General features: G+C 73.9%; 12 protein-coding genes. 5 read left to right on the top strand and 7 right to left on the bottom strand.

All coding sequences use genetic code 11. The annotated features are described in order from the left end of the window. Positions 1 to 47 precede the first annotated feature (47 nt). On the bottom strand, positions 48 to 983 hold the full coding sequence (locus ACIRNI_RS22085) for an anti-sigma factor RsbA family regulatory protein (protein WP_403553475.1): 936 nt from the start codon (positions 981 to 983) through the stop codon (positions 48 to 50). Beyond that, positions 980 to 1345, bottom strand: a complete 366-nt coding sequence (locus ACIRNI_RS22080) for an STAS domain-containing protein (protein ID WP_403553473.1) — start codon at positions 1343 to 1345, stop codon at positions 980 to 982. Before ACIRNI_RS22080 ends, ACIRNI_RS22085 begins: the two co-directional genes overlap by 4 nt. Before the next feature lie 75 nt (positions 1346 to 1420). Between ACIRNI_RS22080 and ACIRNI_RS22075 the strand changes: the two genes are divergently transcribed. Continuing rightward, positions 1421 to 2218 carry an N-formylglutamate amidohydrolase gene (locus ACIRNI_RS22075; protein ID WP_403553471.1) on the top strand — a complete coding sequence of 266 codons (798 nt, stop codon included), beginning with the start codon at positions 1421 to 1423 and terminating at the stop codon, positions 2216 to 2218. A 73-nt stretch (positions 2219 to 2291) separates the two neighbouring features. Beyond that, on the top strand, positions 2292 to 3557 hold the full coding sequence (locus ACIRNI_RS22070; protein ID WP_403553469.1) for a cytochrome P450: 1266 nt from the start codon (positions 2292 to 2294) through the stop codon (positions 3555 to 3557). A gap of 246 nt (positions 3558 to 3803) precedes the next feature. Here the strand turns inward: ACIRNI_RS22070 and ACIRNI_RS22065 are convergent, their stop codons facing one another. From ACIRNI_RS22065 to ACIRNI_RS22050, 4 genes are all read right to left on the bottom strand, one after another. Continuing rightward, positions 3804 to 4391, bottom strand: a complete 588-nt coding sequence (locus ACIRNI_RS22065) for a hemerythrin domain-containing protein (protein ID WP_403553467.1) — start codon at positions 4389 to 4391, stop codon at positions 3804 to 3806. A 10-nt stretch (positions 4392 to 4401) separates the two neighbouring features. Next, positions 4402 to 5601, bottom strand: a complete 1200-nt coding sequence (locus tag ACIRNI_RS22060; protein ID WP_403553465.1) for a hypothetical protein — start codon at positions 5599 to 5601, stop codon at positions 4402 to 4404. A 326-nt stretch (positions 5602 to 5927) separates the two neighbouring features. Then, positions 5928 to 7049 carry a lytic polysaccharide monooxygenase gene (locus ACIRNI_RS22055; RefSeq protein ID WP_403553463.1) on the bottom strand — a complete coding sequence of 374 codons (1122 nt, stop codon included), beginning with the start codon at positions 7047 to 7049 and terminating at the stop codon, positions 5928 to 5930. A gap of 185 nt (positions 7050 to 7234) precedes the next feature. Next, entirely contained in the window at positions 7235 to 10498 is a 3264-nt protein-coding gene (locus ACIRNI_RS22050; protein WP_403553462.1) for an amidohydrolase family protein, read from the bottom strand. Positions 10499 to 10708: 210 nt separating this feature from the next. Between ACIRNI_RS22050 and ACIRNI_RS22045 the strand changes: the two genes are divergently transcribed. Together ACIRNI_RS22045 and ACIRNI_RS22040 are read left to right on the top strand one after the other, a co-directional pair. Beyond that, positions 10709 to 11614 (top strand): NUDIX domain-containing protein, encoded by a 906-nt coding sequence (locus tag ACIRNI_RS22045; RefSeq protein WP_403553460.1) that lies wholly within the window; start codon positions 10709 to 10711, stop codon positions 11612 to 11614. Then, on the top strand, positions 11611 to 12180 hold the full coding sequence (locus ACIRNI_RS22040) for an NUDIX domain-containing protein (protein ID WP_403553458.1): 570 nt from the start codon (positions 11611 to 11613) through the stop codon (positions 12178 to 12180). The genes ACIRNI_RS22045 and ACIRNI_RS22040 overlap by 4 nt, the downstream gene beginning before the upstream one ends. 63 nt (positions 12181 to 12243) lie before the next feature. Here the strand turns inward: ACIRNI_RS22040 and ACIRNI_RS22035 are convergent, their stop codons facing one another. After that, positions 12244 to 12693, bottom strand: coding sequence for a hypothetical protein (locus ACIRNI_RS22035; RefSeq protein WP_403553456.1), 450 nt, complete (start codon positions 12691 to 12693; stop codon positions 12244 to 12246). 61 nt (positions 12694 to 12754) lie between these two features. On the opposite strand from ACIRNI_RS22035, the gene ACIRNI_RS22030 reads away from it, so the two are divergent. Further along, positions 12755 to 15601, top strand: coding sequence for a helix-turn-helix transcriptional regulator (locus ACIRNI_RS22030; RefSeq protein WP_403553767.1), 2847 nt, complete (start codon positions 12755 to 12757; stop codon positions 15599 to 15601). Positions 15602 to 15647: the final 46 nt, after the last annotated feature.

Raw genomic sequence — 15647 nt, 5'->3', positions numbered from 1 at the left:
AGCGGGGGCCACCACGACACCGGCGGCGGCGGTCACGGACCGCTCGCTCAGACGGAGCTCAGGTAGAAGCGGATGGTGGTGCCGTTGTCGCCGGTGTGGAACCGCACGAGGTCCGAGAGGTGGTGGACGAGCAGGAGCCCCCGCCCGCCGGGCTGGTGCGGCGGCGGGGGCCGCCGCCCGGCCAGCGGGTCGGTCAGCCGCCCGCCGTCGTGGACCTCGCAGACGACCTGTCCGCCCTCGGCCCAGATCCGCAGGACGCCCTCGCCGGCGCCGTGCACCACGCTGTTGGTGGTGAGCTCGGCGACGGCCAGGGCCAGGTCCTGCGACCGCATGTCGGTGAGGCCGAGCCGCCGGCCCTGCTCGACGGCGAAGTGCCGTACGGCGGGCAGTCCGCCCGAGCCGAAGGCGTACGACGCGGCGCCGGGCGGGGCGGACAGGGCCGTGTTGTAGCGGGCGATGACCTGCTCGGGGTCGTAGGCGGCGGAGACCGCCTCACCGGAGTCGTCGAGGACGACCGGGTGGGTCTCCAGCGCGTCGGCCAGCACCTGGCCGTCCAGTCCGTCCGCGTCGTACGGGCAGAGGATCGTCACGTCACGTCCGGTGAACGCGGCGTTGATCAGCGCCTCGTGCTGCACGCAGGCCGGGTACTCCGCCTCCGTGCGGCCCGGCCAGATGGGCTCCCCGATGATGCGGATCCGTCCCGGTCCCCGGCTGTCGGCGAACGCCCGCAGCACGCCCGGAATGATGCGGCCGGGGTTGCGGCCCGCCCGCGTCATGTCGACGAAGTGCACCTCGCCCGCGCGGTCGCCCAGCTCCCCTTGGATCAGCTCCAGGCGGTCGGGCGGGGCCGCGACGGCCACGGGCTCGCCGCCGTCCAGTCCGTCCAGGATGAAGGGGACCGTGCCCGCCACGTACTGCCGGTCGCCGCGGTAGAACAGCGCCGGATGCACGAAGGGGTCCTCGACAGTGACCTCGCTCGTCACGACGCCACCTCGATCTCGGTCACTTCCGGCCAGAAGAGCTCCAGTATGCGGGGCAGCTGCGGCGGAGGGCTGTGCAGGACGATCCGGCGGCCCGGCGACATCGCCTGGGCGGTGAGTACCAGATCGGTGGCACCGGCGACGTCCATGAACGGCACCTGTGCCAGATCGGCATGACAGGCGTCCCCTGGCTGCCGCACAAGCTCCTCCAGCACTGTGCGCCAAGCCATGCGCGTGGTCACACTGATCTCCCCGTTCACCCGCAGGCCGGACCGGTCTCCCAGCGGAAACGCCTCCAAGGAGACCTCTCTCCCCGGCTCCGCGTCGAAGTCCGTCCGGCCGACAGGTCGGCCCTTCATGCTCATTTTCCGTACCGTACCCGCCGAGGCCCCCGGCATGTCACCCCAGGGTGGCCGTACGACGCGAACCCGAGGAATCAGATGAGCGACCCGTCCCCCTCTTTCCACCTGCTGCCCGGCGCACCGGACTCCCCCGTGATCCTTCACGTCCCGCACTCCTCCCGTGCCATACCCGCCGACGTCCGCGACGGAATCGTCCTCGACGACCGGGCGCTGGAGCGGGAGCTGGACCACATCACCGACGCGCACACGGACGAGATCGCCGCCTCGGCGGCGAAGGCCGCCCGGGTCGCACCCTGGCGCTTCGTCAACCGGCTCTCCCGCCTGGTCGTCGACCCGGAGCGCTTTCCCGACGAGCGGGAAGAAATGCTCGCGGTGGGTATGGGAGCGGTCTACACCCGCACCACGCACCGCGAGGAGCTCCGTCCGGACGGCTTCGACGTGCGGCCCCTCGTCGAGCGCTACTTCGTCCCGTACGCGGAGGCGATGACGGCGGCCGTGGCCGACCGCCTGGAGGCGACCGGGCGTGCCGTGATCCTCGACGTCCATTCGTACCCGTCGCGACGGCTGCCGTACGAGCTGCACGGCGAGGGGCCGCGCCCGCCCGTGTGCATCGGGACGGACCCCTTCCACACGCCCGCCGAGCTGCGCGAGGCGGCGCGGCGGGCGTTCGCGGGGTGTGGCGGGACGGAGTTCGACACGCCGTTCGCGGGGACGTACGTACCGCTCCGGTACTACGGGCGCGACGCGCGGGTCGGCGCCCTGATGGTGGAGATCCGGCGCGACCTCTACCTGGACGAGCGGGGAGCGCCCTCCGATCACGGTCTCGACGCGCTGGCGGAGGCGCTGGCCGGCCTCGTCGGCGAGGCGTCCGGCTAATCGGAGGACCGCCGCCGGGGGGCGGCCGCCCCACGCGGTTTTCGTTCGCATGCTATGGGGCATTTGTGGGCTTATGTCTGTGCACCGTAACCCCCTCGCCGACCGCACCGCGTCCCTGTTCCTGAAGGGATACGCCTGGCTGCCCAACCGGATGCGGCGCGCCCCGGGCGGCGTCGTCCGTGCCCGGCTGCTCGGGCGGCACGCGGTGGCTCTCCGGGGCCCCGAGGCCGTGCGGTTCTTCTACGACGAGGCCCACGTCCGCCGCGGCGGGGCCCTGCCGGAACCGGTACGCGCCACCCTCTTCGGTGACGGCGCGGTCCACACGCTGGACGGCGAAGCCCACCGGGTCCGCAAGGCGATGTTCCTGTCGCTGCTGACGCCGCCGGCCCGCGTCGCCGACCTGGTGGAGCTGGTCGGGGACGCGTGGGACGGGGCCGTACGGCAGTGGAGCCGGCAAGCGGACGTCGTCCTGTTCGACGAGGCGGCGAAGGTGCTGACCTCGGGGGTGTGCCGCTGGGCCGGGGTGCCGCTGGAGGCCGCGCGCACGGACGCGGTGGCCCGCGACATGGTGGCGATGGTCGACGGTTTCGCCACCCCGGGGCCGCGCCACTGGCGCGCCCGCGCCGCGCGCCGCCGGTGCGAGGCCTGGCTGGGCGGCCTGGTGGAGGACGTACGCGCCGGGGCGGTGGAGGTGCCGGAAGGCTCGGTCGTCGACGTGGTGGCCGGGCACCGCGACTCCGACGGGCGGGCCCTGGACGCGCGCACCGCCGCCGTGGAGCTGCTCAACGTCGTCCGGCCGACGGTCGCGGTGGCCTGGTTCGTCGCCTTCGCCGCGCACGCCCTGCACCGCTGGCCCGAGCACCGCAAGCGGCTCCAGGACGACGACGCGGCGTACGCGGCGGCGTTCGTGCACGAGGTCCGCCGCTTCTACCCCTTCGCGCCCTTCCTCGCGGGCCGGGCGGCCGCCGACCTGTCCTGGCGGGGCCACCCGATCCCCCGGGGCGCGCTCGTCATGCTGGACGTGTACGGCCAGGACCACGACGCCGGCCTGTGGGGTGACCCGTACACCTTCCGCCCCGAACGCTTCCTCCAGCGCCCGGTGGAGCGCGACGAACTCGTCCCGCAGGGCGGTGGCGACCCGTCCACGGGTCACCGGTGCCCCGGCGAGGCCGTCACCATCGCGCTGCTCGAGGCCCTCTCCATCCGGCTGGCGCGCCTGCGGTACGACGTGCCCGACCAGGACCTCGCCATCCCGCTGGGGCGCATCCCCACCCGGCCGCGCGACGGTGTGCGCATCGCCGGGGTAGGGGACGCGCACACCGCCGAGGACCGGTTCTAGCCTCTGTTCCGTCCGGCCGCGGTGCCAGCCGCCGGCTCCGCTGATCGCGCGGCGAGCCCGACACCGCGAAGGACGCCCACCGCGACGAACTCGCGGCGGGGAGGGTGGTCCTCCTCGTCGCCCTCGCCCGGTTCCCGAGTCCGGACCGGTGAGGCGCGGCGCGGCTCGGCGCGCGCGGCGGCCGGCGGCTTCGCGCCCGGGAGGGCCGACAGCCGCCGGCCGCCGTCGCGTCGCCGGTTGGTCGGGTCAGTGGCCCATGGCCTTCCGCACGGCGTCCTTGGTGCGATCCATCAGCGCGGCGACGGGGCCGAGCGCGACGTTGGCCGCCGCCGACTCGACGCCCGGGTGCGGCCGGGTCGGGGCCATGGCCTCGGCGGCCTTGACGCCCCTCGCCATCGCGGCGAGCCGCGCGCTGTCCGTGCTGCGGCGGATGTGGGTGAACTCGTAGCGCTCCTCGGCCCGGGCGTGCGCCTGTACGTCGGCGCGCAGCGCGAGGAGCTGCGGCATGAACCCGGGGTCGTCGGTGTCCATGCCGTCGAGGGCGGCCAGCGCCTTCTTCGCGGCGTGCTCCTCGGCGAGGCGGTCCTCGACCACGTCCTCGCCCCCCGGCATCGACCGGCGGGCGAAGGGGTGGACGACCTCCTCCTCCGCCGTCTCGTGGACGGCGAGGAGGCGCACCAGGCGGCGGAACGCCTCCCGCCGTTCGTCTCCGGTGCTCCGCTCCACCTCGTCGAAGAGATTGCGGATGTCTCCATGCTGGCGCATCAGCAGCGAGACGACGTCGTCGTCGGGGGCGTTGTCGTCGCCTGCGTGCGGGGTGTCGATCGGGGACACGGCGGGCCTCCTACTTCTCCTGCAGAGCCGGGTCGGGGTGCGGTCCTTCGGTCTCCACGCGGTACTCGCGGCCGAACATGTCCTGGTGCTGCGCCATGACCCGCTCGCTGGGCGGCTCCTCGCCGCCATTGATGGCGGCCTGCAGCTTCTCGAACCGCTCGTGGGCCTCGCGCACATAGCCGGCGCCCAGGGTGGTCAGGTCGATCTGGGTGGCGAGCAGCTCGCGTACGTACGCCTTGTTGGGCTCGAAGGTGAGCACGTTGGGCAGCTCGGGCGCGAGGACCGACTCCGGCTCACGGCCGTCGTGCCGCCGCATCAGGTCGCACGCGATCCGCAGGTGCTCCAGCTCCATGTTGAGGTGCAGCTCCCAGATGGCCTTGACCTTGGGGTCGCTCTCCTGCTGCATGAAGGAGTAGTAGAGGTAGCACTCGTTGTACTCGTGGTTGACGAGCTGCTCCCACCACGTCTCCCCCGGGTCGACGAGCGACTCGTAGTGGGTGACGTGCTCCTCCTCGATGAGCCCGATCTCCTGGTAGAGCTGGCGGGCGATGGGCTCCATGTAGGTGGAGCCGGTGTTCATGTAGAAGTTCATCGTCTGCTGCTCCGCCGACATGATGGTCAGGGCGTGCAGCTTCGACAGCGGATCCGTCTTCGTGCGGTCGTAGGGGTCGCGGACGTTGTCGGCGGGGTGGCGGTGGTGGTACTTCGTCGGGCGGCCCGGGATGACCTCGGTGAGGTTGTCGACGATCGACTCCGCCTTGCGGTGCTCGATCATCTCGTACAGGTTCGCGTACCGGTACAGGTGGTCGAAGTCCTCCAGCACGCCGAACTGGTACGCCTGCTTCAGGTACGGATCGGGCTCCATGCGGGCCACCCAGGCGGTGAGGTCGACCGCGACCTGCTCGTAGGCGATCGTCGTCTCCAGGACCGACGACACGCCGGGCAGCAGCCAGTTGACCACCTTCTGCTGCTGCGCCTCGATGTAGCGCGTCTCGGCCAGCTGCCGCTTCACCTCGGGGTCGACGGTGTTGCGGGCGAGGTGGTGGCTGAAGAGGATCGCCTCGACCTCGATGCCGTTCATGGTGATGATCCGGCAGCGCGTGTACGGATCGCAGTGGTCGGGGTCGATGGGCTCGACGTTCAGCTCGCGCCAGTTCCTGAGCTGACGGTCCAGCGGGATACCGCGATGCTCCAGTGGGTTGAAGGACATGGGGCCTCCTGTGGGCAGTGGACTGCACGGCTGGGTACCCCGTAAGGCGCACAGCGAACGATGCGTTTCGGCCGGGGCGAGAGACATGCTTAACCGCTTCCGGATTCCCGCTACCGCCCATGCCCTTGACCGTTGGTTCATCCGGGGCATTTCCGGGGCCGACGGACCCTCATCGCCTTGACCTCGCGGCGGCGCCCCTCTCGGACAAGACGTCCGGTTCCGGGACGGCCTGGTCAGGCGCGAGCGGCACGCGCGCCCCGTCCCCCGCCGGGCGCTGGGGCACGGCGGGGGACGGGGCGAGCGAGGGGCTTACGGTCTTACGGGGCCTATGGGCTGACGCAGCCGATCATGCCGACCGGGTAGTCGTTGCCCGTCGAGGTGGCGGTGAAGCCGAAGGTGACGCTGCTGTCGGCGCCGATGGTCCGGTTGTAGTCCACGTTCCGCACGGTGACCGTGCCGTCCGCGCCGTTCGTCAGGGCTCCGCCCCAGATGCTGCTGATCTTCGTTCCGACGCCGGGCTTCCAGGTGACGCCCCAGCCGTTGGTCGGCGTGGTGCTGTGGTTCATCACCTCCACGGAGGCCTGGAAGCCGCCGTTCCAGGAGTTGACCACGTTGTAGACGGCCATGCAGGAGCCGGTGTGGGGGTCGGTCGGCGTGGGAGTGGGCGTCGGGGTCGGCGTGGGAGTGGGGGTCGGGGTCGGGATCGGGGTCGGCGTGGGGCTCGGCGTCGGGTTCGAGCCGCGGATGCCGGTGACTTCGCCGTTGCCGCCGTCGAAGACCACGTCGGAGCAGGAGAAGAAGTTCTCCTGGCTGTCCGAGCGCACCCACTGGATGAAGATCATCGCGTCACCGGAGCGGCCCGCGGGCAGCTTCAGGTCCCAGTAGTAGTGGCCGCTGCTGGAGCCCACGGAGCCCTGCTGGGGCGGGTTGGTCACCGTCTGGATCAGGTCGAGGTCGCCCCAGGCCAGCGGGGTCGTGGACGACCAGCCGGGCTTGGTGAGGTAGACCCGGAAGTCACCCGGGTGCGCCGCCCAGTTGCTGTACTTCACCCGCATCGTCGCCCCGGACGTCAGGTGCGTCTTGGGCCAGTCGGCGCGGGCCGCGTTGTAGGCGGAGAAGTTGTACGGGGACCGGTCGCCGGCACTGCACAGCTTGCCGTCCGGGACGTAACCGGCGCCTCGCCCACCGGCGTTGGAGTCGAGCACGGCGAACCAGTTGTACAGGGCGCTGCCGCCGCTCTGCGCGAGCGCGGCCTTGCACGCCGGGTTGGTGGGGTCCAGCGCGCCCGTGCCCGTGATGGCGTCCAGCTGGCACAGGTAGGTGCGCGAGCCGGGCATCATCGCGACGCCGTGCGCCTGCGCCGTGTTCTGGCCCAGGAGCAGCAGCCCGATCGCGGACAGGAGCGTGGCGAAGGCGGTTGCCAGGGAGTACGTCTTACGTCGTGACACAAGGCCTCACCTTTCGAGCCTTTCGAGTGGCAATGATGATCTGCACATGACAATGCTTGGCCCCGCCACTTGGGAGCGCTCCCACCGCTACGGTACCCAGACGTAAAGAGGGTGTAAACGGGAGCGCCCCAAGAAGCGCCTCAGGAACCGCCCCAGAAGGCGCCTCAAGAGGCGCCCCCAGAAGCTCAGCCGACACCGCCGTCCGCGCCGCAGCAGCCGTCCCGCCGCAGCTGACGCCCGACCGCCGACCAGTCCTCGCCGGAGGGCTCCTGCGAACGGCCGGTCCCCGTGCCGGCACCGGTACCAGCGCCGCTGTCGGGGAACGCGGCGACGAGCGCGGCCTGTTCGTACAGCACCCCGCCCCGCAGCACCGAGACCGTACGCACCAACGTGTCGAAGTCCTCGAACGGATCCCCGTCCACCACCGTCACGTCCGCCACCTTGCCCACTTCCAGGCTGCCCAGGTCCCGTTCGGCACCGAAGGCACGCGCGGGCAGCAGGGTCGCCGTGCGCAGGGCCTGGGCCGGGGACAGGCCGCCGAGGTGGTGCAGTGCCCGCAGGTTCATGTGCAGCGACAGGCCCACGGGCACGATCGGCGCGTCGGTGCCGAGGACGACCAGCCCGCCCGCGGCGAGCACCCGCCGGTAGAGCCCCGTCTCGGTGCGCAGCGCGGCCAGGTGCGCGTCGCTCGGCGGGCGCGCGGCGAGCTCGCGTACGGCGGCGGTGTCCCACGGCGCCATGACGGCCGTGACACGGGGGTCGCCGGCGAGCCGGGGGTCGGCTCCCACCAGGTTCATCGCCGAGAACGGCGTGGCGATCAGCGTGAAGCCCACGCCCCGCGCGGTGTAGATCTCCTCGACGTCCTGGTAGGACCGCCCGGTCGCCGTCGTCGCGTGCCCGAACTCGGCCCGCTGGGTGGCCTGGAGATGGCTGGTCAGGTCCTGCCCGGTCTGCACGCCCGGCGAGCAGAAGTGGCTGCCCGCGCGGACGCCGAGCCGCTCGTGGGCGAAGCGGGCCGCCTCCTCCATCACCCAGGCCGGGGCGCGTACGTACGTCTTGACGACGTCCCAGTCGAGCGCGGCTCCGCGTTCCAGCGACCGCCGCAGGCCCGCACGTGTGTGGTGCGCCCTGCCCATGCTGTACGCCACGCGGGCGCCGTCGAGCAGTTCGCCGCAGGTCAGCAGGCGCGGGCCGGCCAGCTGCCCGGCGGTGACCGCCTCGCGGAGGCGGGCCTGCTCGTAGGCGAATCCGCCGAGCGAGACAGCCGTGGTGATGCCGTACGCCAGTTGGGAGGCCGTCTGGCGGCCGCCGTAGGTGCTCTGCCAGGGGTGGCTGTGCGTGTCCCACAGCCCGGGCAGCACCGTGCGCTGCGCGGCGTCGACGCGCCGCAGCGCGGGCCGGGCTCGGGACGGCCGGTGCGGCTCGATCGCCGCGACGCGTCCACGGCGTACGACAATGTCGACGTCCTCCCGTACCGAGGTGTCGCCGCCCGTGCCGTCCCACAGCCGGCCCGCGTGCACGACCGTGTCGGCCGGGGCCGGGCGCCGGTGGTCCAGCGGGACGCGCACGGTGCGGACCGGGCCGCTGTCGGCCGCCTCTCCCCCGGTGAGCCGCAGCAGCCGCAGCCGGGTCCCGGAGAGGTACAGCAGTGTCCGGGAGTCGCCCGACCAGGAGGGGTGGTCGGCGGGTTCGTCGACCAGTCGGCGCAGGCGGCCCCGCGGGGTGCCGTCGGGCGTCACCGGCAGCAGGCACAGCGCCGACTCCACGATCAGCGCCATCCAGCGCCCGTCGGGCGACCAGACCGGGCCGGAGTCGTAGCGGTCGGAGATCGAGGTGTGCGGCTGTACGGCGTGCAGCCGGGTGGCGCCCGTCTCGGTGTCCGCCACCCGGATGAGGTTGTAGCCCTCGCGGAAGCGCCGGTTCACCCGGTTGCGGTCGCACCACGCGAGGTGGCGGCCGTCCGGGGACCAGCTCGGCCGGCCCGGCAGCCCTCCGCCGCCGAGGGCCGCGGCGAGTACCCGTTCGGCGCCCGTGGACAGGTCGCGGACGATGACGTTCCCCGCCATGTCGAGGCAGGCCAGCCGGGTGCCGTCGGGCGACAGGGCCGGGAGGACCCGGCCGCCGGTCGCCAGCGCCGTCCGCGCACCGGAGCGGAGGTCGAGGCGGTAGACGCCCAGCAGGCCGTCGCTGTCGTCGCAGTACACCAGGGACCGGCCGTCCGGTGTCCAGACGGGCCCGAGCACATAGCGGGTGGCGTCGGCGCGCAGCAGTCGGCGGGGTGGCCGTCCGCCCGTCGTACCGGTCACCCAGAGGGAGTTGAGCGCGGCGAAGGCGACACGTCGGCCGTCCGGTGACAGCGCCGGCAGGTGGATGCCGCGGACCGGGCGCAGCCGGTCGCCGTCGAAGTCGTGCTGCTTGGCGCGGTAGCGCGGCCGCTCCACGGGCAGCGCCGCCCGGAACGGGATCGGCTCGGCGGTGTGCGGCGTCTCGGGGCGTACGAGTGTGAAGCGGCCGTCGACGGTGAGCAGCAGCTCCCCGGCGGCCGTCCAGCGCGGCGGGACGGGCGCCACGTCCCCGTCGACCGCCACCGGCGCGCCGTCGACCACGAGGGTGCACGAGCCGTGGGGCGCGGGCGTCGTCCGGAGATACGCGAGCCGCTTCCCGTCCGGTGCGACGGCCGGGACCATGACCTGCGCGGCGGCGCGCTCGGTGTGCACGACGCCGACCGCGCCACTGCCGTCGGCGGCCACGGCCGCCACCGTCCGGGCCTCCAGGGTCACCGTGCCGGTGGGTGTGGTCAGGGCCCGGGCCCGTACGAACAGGATCCGTTCGCCGTCCGGGGACCAGGTGGGGTCGAAGTCCTCCCAGGCGCCGTCCTGCAACGGGCCGTCCTGGCCGGGCAGTCCGCTCACCCGCGTCAGCGCGCCGCCGCGCAGGTCGAGCACCCAGATCCGGTACGGCGCGCCGGTGACGGGGTCGCCGCCGCGCTCGGACGCGAAGGCGATCCGCGTGCCGTCGGGGGACCAGGCCGGGCCCCGGTCGTCCCAGGGCCCTTCGGTACGCCGGCGGAGCTCCGATCCGTCGGGGCGCACGGTCCACACGTGGAACCCGCCGTCCCGGTACGCGCAGAAGGCGACGAGCGAGCCGTCGGGCGAGGCGACCGGCCGGTTCGGCTCCAGGTCGGGCGGGGTGAGCGCGATTGCCGTGCCGCCGGCGCGGGGCACCGACCACAGGACGTGCTGCACCTCGGCGACGAGCCGGTCGCCCGCGGGCAGGAGGTCGGCGGAGCCGTTGGTGGCTGCGGTGAAGCTCAGGCTCAGGCCGGCGGTCGGCGGGGAAACCTGCGCGGCGGCCTCCGCGGCCCCGACCGACGGTACGAGCACGGTGCCGGCCGCCGCCCCGGCTCCCGCGAGGAAGCCGCGGCGGGAGAGCCCCTCGGCTTTGGACATCGGCTGCAATGCGTCCAACGGTCCTCCCGGTCGGGGTGTTCGGCGACCCTCACGCACCCGCGCGCGCAGGAGCATCCTTCCGCGCGACCCCTTCGGCTATGCACACCCTCACCGGCACCGCCCGTGTGCCGCCTGTCCGCTCTCACGCATCGATACGGTGACGTGAACGGCGGGCGGGCAGGCCCGCCGAGCCTTCAGGAGGGTGGACCCATGCGCGCCGACCCCGGCACGGCCACGAGTGCCGCCGTGATCCTCACCGACTCGCGCGGCCGGTACCTGCTGCATCTGCGTGACGCCCACAAGCCCATCTGCGATCCGGGCACCTGGTCGCTGATCGGCGGCGCGTCCGAGGGAGGGGAGACGCTCGACGAGGCGATCGCCCGCGAGCTCCACGAGGAGGCCGGGCTCGCCCTCCCCGGGCTCACCCCGTTCACGAGCGTGCGCGTCGAAGGCCCCCAGGGCGTGGAGGGCCGTATCCAGGTGTACACGGGCCGGTGGGACGGCGACGCCGACCGGCTGCCGGTCGGCGAAGGCATCATGTTCCGCTGGTTCGACGTGGCGACCATGGCGCATCTGACCATGTGCCCGTGGGCGTACGAAGCGATCCTCGCCCACCACGGGCGGCACGGCGTCACCGCGCCCGCGCACGCGTCCGTGGCGGTGCCTCAGCAGCGGCCCGACGCCGTACGGAACGTGGTCGGCGCGCACCTCTACCTGGAGCGCGACGGCCGCACACTCCTCGGGCTGCGCCACCCGGAGGCCGCGTACGCGGGCGAGCACTGGCACACGCTCGCGGGACACGTCGAGTACGAGTCCGTCCGGTCCGCTCTGGTGAGGGAGGCCGCCGAGGAGGCGGGGCTCCTCGTCCGGGCCGAGGACCTGCGCCTGGTGCACACCGTCCATGTCCTCCCCCACGCCGCCGCCGAGCCGCGCCTCCAGCTCTTCTTCCACGCCACCGCGTGGTCCGGTGAACCCGAGGTGCGCGAACCGGACCGGTGCGTCCGGTGGGAGTGGTGGCCGCTCGACGGCCTGCCGGAGCCGATGGTGCCCTACACCCGCACGGCCATCGACGGCATCCGCGCCGGCCGCGCCTACTCCGAGCTGGGCTGGTCGTGACCGCCCCGGCCGCCCCGGGCCCGGGTACCCACGGCGGGACCCCGGTCCGGCGGCACGCGGAGCCGGTCGACGTCCACCTCCTCCTCCGCCGGAACGGCGCGGCGGGCCCGGAGGTGCTGCTGTCGCGCCGGGCCGGCGCGGTCTACGCCGCCGGGATGTGGCACCTGCCGTCCGGGCACCTGGACGGCCCGCACGAGGACGTCGTCGACGCGCTGATGCGCGAGGCCCGCGAGGAGACCGGCGTGGTCATCGAGCGGGCCGATGTCCGTGCCGCCGTCACGGTCCATCACCGCAGCCCCGGGGGTGGCGCACGGGTCGGGTTCTTCTTCGCGGTCCACCGCTGGCGGGGTGCCCCCGAGATCCGGGAGCCCGCGGTGTGCGACGGGATGGACTGGTTCCCGCTCGACGCGCTGCCCTCGCCGATGGTCGCCTACTGCCGCGCGGGCCTGGACGCGTACGGCTCCGGCGCCCGGCTCGCCCTGCACTTCCAGGAGCCCGGCGACCCGGTCGCGTACGCCCGGGAGTCCGACCGGCTCCGGCTCGTACCGGAAGGGGACACGCCGTGAGCCCGACGTGGCTGCCGCCCGAGGGGGAGGCGACCGCGGGCTGCTCGTCAGCCCGTCAGCCCGTCAGAGCTTGAGCAGCGCTCCGCGCCAGGTCCATCCCGCGTCGAGGACCGCCGCGCGGAGGGGATCCCGCATCTCCGCCAGGTCGAAGCGGGACGTCTCCGTCATGCGCAGGCGGCCGTCGGCGCCCCGGTCGAGGGTCCAGGTCCGGGAGAACCGGGTCACCTGGCCGCGGGAGTACTCGCGGGTGCGCGCATCGCGGTGTTCGTCGAGGGCACGCACCTCGCGGCGTGCCGGCACCAGGCGCAGGCGGGTGCGGAGGTACTCCCCCGGGCCCGGGTTGCGCCACTCCGCCACGAGGTCGGCCTTCTCCGCAGGGGTGGCGGTGCGGACGCGGTACGGCGCGTCCGGGGTCCCGAGGGCGAGCAGCGCGGCGCGGACGTCCGCGCTGGAGCGGGGGGCGACGCCGCCGGAGGGGTATCGGGTGCCGGTCAGTCGGTCGAGAAGGCGCATTCGATCATCGTAGAGATGACAGCAGCTGGGACGGAAAGGGCAAATTAGACTTTCCGGTGTGATGATGCGGTCGCCCCTCGTCGGCCGGGCAGCCGAGCGCGCGGGATTGCTCGACGCGCTCGCGCGGTGCCGGTCGGGTCGCGGCGGTCTCGTCCTGGTGAGCGGAGACGCGGGTGCGGGCAAGAGCCGGCTCGTCGCGGAGGTGCTCGACGGGTGGGACGGCCGCGTGCTGCGCGGCGCCGCCGCCCCCGGGGCGGGGGCGTACGCACCCCTGCCCGACGTGCTGCGCGCCGTGTCCGACGGCGTCGGAGAGGTGCCCCGGTACGGCGAAGTCGAGCAGTCGGCCCTGTTCGATGCCGTCCGGCGCGCCTTCCGCGACAGCGGCCGTGAGCGGCCGACGGTGGTCGTCCTGGAAGACCTGCACTGGGCCGGGGCCGCGGCCGTCGATCTGCTGCCTCCACTCGCGGAGGCGATGGCGTGCGAGCCGCTGCTGCTGCTCGGCACGTACCGCGGCGAAGAGCTCCCTCGTGCGCACCCCGTCCGGCGCATGCGAACAGCGCTGCGGCGAGGCGGCCGCTTCGTGGAGTTCGCGCTCCGCCCTCTGACCGCCGGGCAGACCGGCGAGCTGCTGGCCGCTCTGCTCGGCGGACCTCCTTCGCCGAGGCTCGTCGCGGCGGTGCACGGCCGGGCCGAGGGGCTGCCGTTCTACGTCGAGGAGCTCACCGCCGCCCTCGCCGAGACCGGTGGCGTGCGGCGCGGGCGCGACGGCGGACTCGACCTGGTCCGGGACGCGGAACTGCCCGTGCCGGAGAGCGTGCTGGACGCGGTGCTGGTCCGTACGGCGGGGCTGCGGCAGCGGTGCCCGGCCGCGGTGGAGTTCGCCGCCGTCCTCGGCGTACGGGTCGATCTCCTCGCGCTCGCCGCGCTCGTGGAGCCGCAGGACGCCGACCGGCTCCTCGACGGCGGGCTGCTCGCGGAGCGGGAACAGGAGCCGGGGTGGGCGGAGTTCCGCCACGCGCTCGTACGGGACGCGCTGTACCGGAGCATCCCCTGGGCCCGGAGACGGCGCCACCACCACCTCGTCGCGGAGCACCTCGCCGCACGCGGCGCGCCGCCCGAGGCCGTCGCCGAGCACTGGATCGCCGCGCACGAACACGAGCGGGCGCGGCCGCTGTTGCTCGCCGCGGCCGAGCGGCACTGCGGCGTGCACGCCTACCGGGACGCGGCCGCCCTGGCGCGACGGGCGCTCGCCCTGTGGCCGGAGGGCACCGACCCGGAAGGCCGGCTCACCGCGCAGGAGCACCTGGCGGAGTGCGCCGAGCTCTGCGGGCAGCTCGAACCGGCCATGTCGGTGTGGGCCGACGTCGCTCGGATACGGCGCTCCCGGGGCGAGCTCGGGCGTGCCGCCTCGGCCCATCGGCGCGGGGCCAACGCCGCCGGGCTGCTGGGCGACTGCTCCCGCGCGGTCGCCGAGCGCGGGAGCGCGGCGGACGCGTACGCGGCGGCGGGCCTGCGGGCCGAGGCGGCGGCGGAACGTCTGACGCTGGCCGATCAGCTCAAGTCCGCGGCGCGGCTCACGGAGGGCCTGGACCAGGCGGTGGCCGCGGCCGAGGACGCCGAGGCGGCGGATCGTACGGACCTCAAGGCCCGCGCGCTCGCGATGCAGGGCTCGCTGCGCTCCGCACTGGGCGACGGGGCGCGCGGAGTCGCACTCGCGCGGTCCGGGCTGGAACTGGCCCTCTCCGCACGGCTGCCGGAGGCGGCCGGCGAGGCGTATTACGAGCTGGGCGAGGCCTTCGGCTACGCGGCCGATTACGCCGCGGCCGCCGACGCCATCGACTCGGCGATCGAGCTGTGCCGGGCCCACGGCGTCACCGAGCTGGGGCGGGTCTGCTTCACCTGCCTGTCGCCGGTGGTGCGGCTCATGGGCGACTGGGACCGCTCCCTCGCCATCTGCGGCGAGGTGCTCGCCGACGCGCACACCCCCGACATTCTGCGCAGGGTCGCGGAGGAGGAGTCGGGGCTGATCACCGTGCTCCGCGGGGACCGGCGGCACGCACGGGGGCCGCTGCGGCGCTCCGCCGACTTCGGCCGCGTCAACGAGGTCTTCGGCATGGAGGTGGGCGCGACCTGGGGTCTGGCCATGGTCGCCGCCCTCGACGGCGACGAGGACGCGGCCCTGCGCACCGTATCGGCCATGCTGGAGCGCTGCCGGCTGAAGGGTGAAGGGCACTACGCGCTGCCGGCGCTGCGCTGGGCGGCGACGTTCCTGGCGGAGCGCGGCGACCAGGACGGGACGGCGCGGTGCCACCGGGTGCTCGCCACTGCCGCGACGCACAACAGCGCGCCCAAGGTACTGTCGGCCCTCGCCCACGCGAACGGTGAGCTGGCCCTGGCCGCGGGCGACCCGACCCGCGCCTCCGCCCACTTCGGCCGGTCGCTCGACCTGCTGCGCGGGATCTCGGCGCCGTACGAGCGGGCACTCAGCCAGCTGCGCCGGGGAACCGCGCTGGCGGGCGAGGGCGACCGGGACGCCGCGGTGGCGGTGGTGACCAGTGCCTACCGGACCGCGCGCCGCCTGGGCGCAAGGCCGCTGATCCGCGGGTGCGCGGCGACGCTGGCCGGCCTGGGCGAGCGGATCGACGAACGGCTCGGCCGCCTCGCCGCCCGTTCCCTGGAGCCCGCCGGTCTCACCCGCCGGGAACTGGAGGTGCTGCACCTGCTGGCCGACGGTAGGACGAACCGCGAGATCGCGCGGGAGCTCTTCGTCAGCACGCGCACCGTCGACATGCACGTACGCCACGTGCTCGACAAGCTCGACTGCCCGTCGCGGGCGGCGGCCGCCCGGCGCGCGGTGGAGCTCGGCCTGACCGGGGTGCGGCAGGAGCCGCGGAAAGTACGGCAATAACCGGCCGGGAATACGGCAGGACGACGGATGTCGTCTCCTCCGCCGC

It is taken from the genome of Streptomyces sp. NPDC093546 (assembly GCF_044765045.1).
Taxonomy (GTDB): Bacteria; Actinomycetota; Actinomycetes; order Streptomycetales; family Streptomycetaceae; genus Streptomyces.
This window is presented reverse-complemented; position numbering and strand designations above follow the sequence as displayed.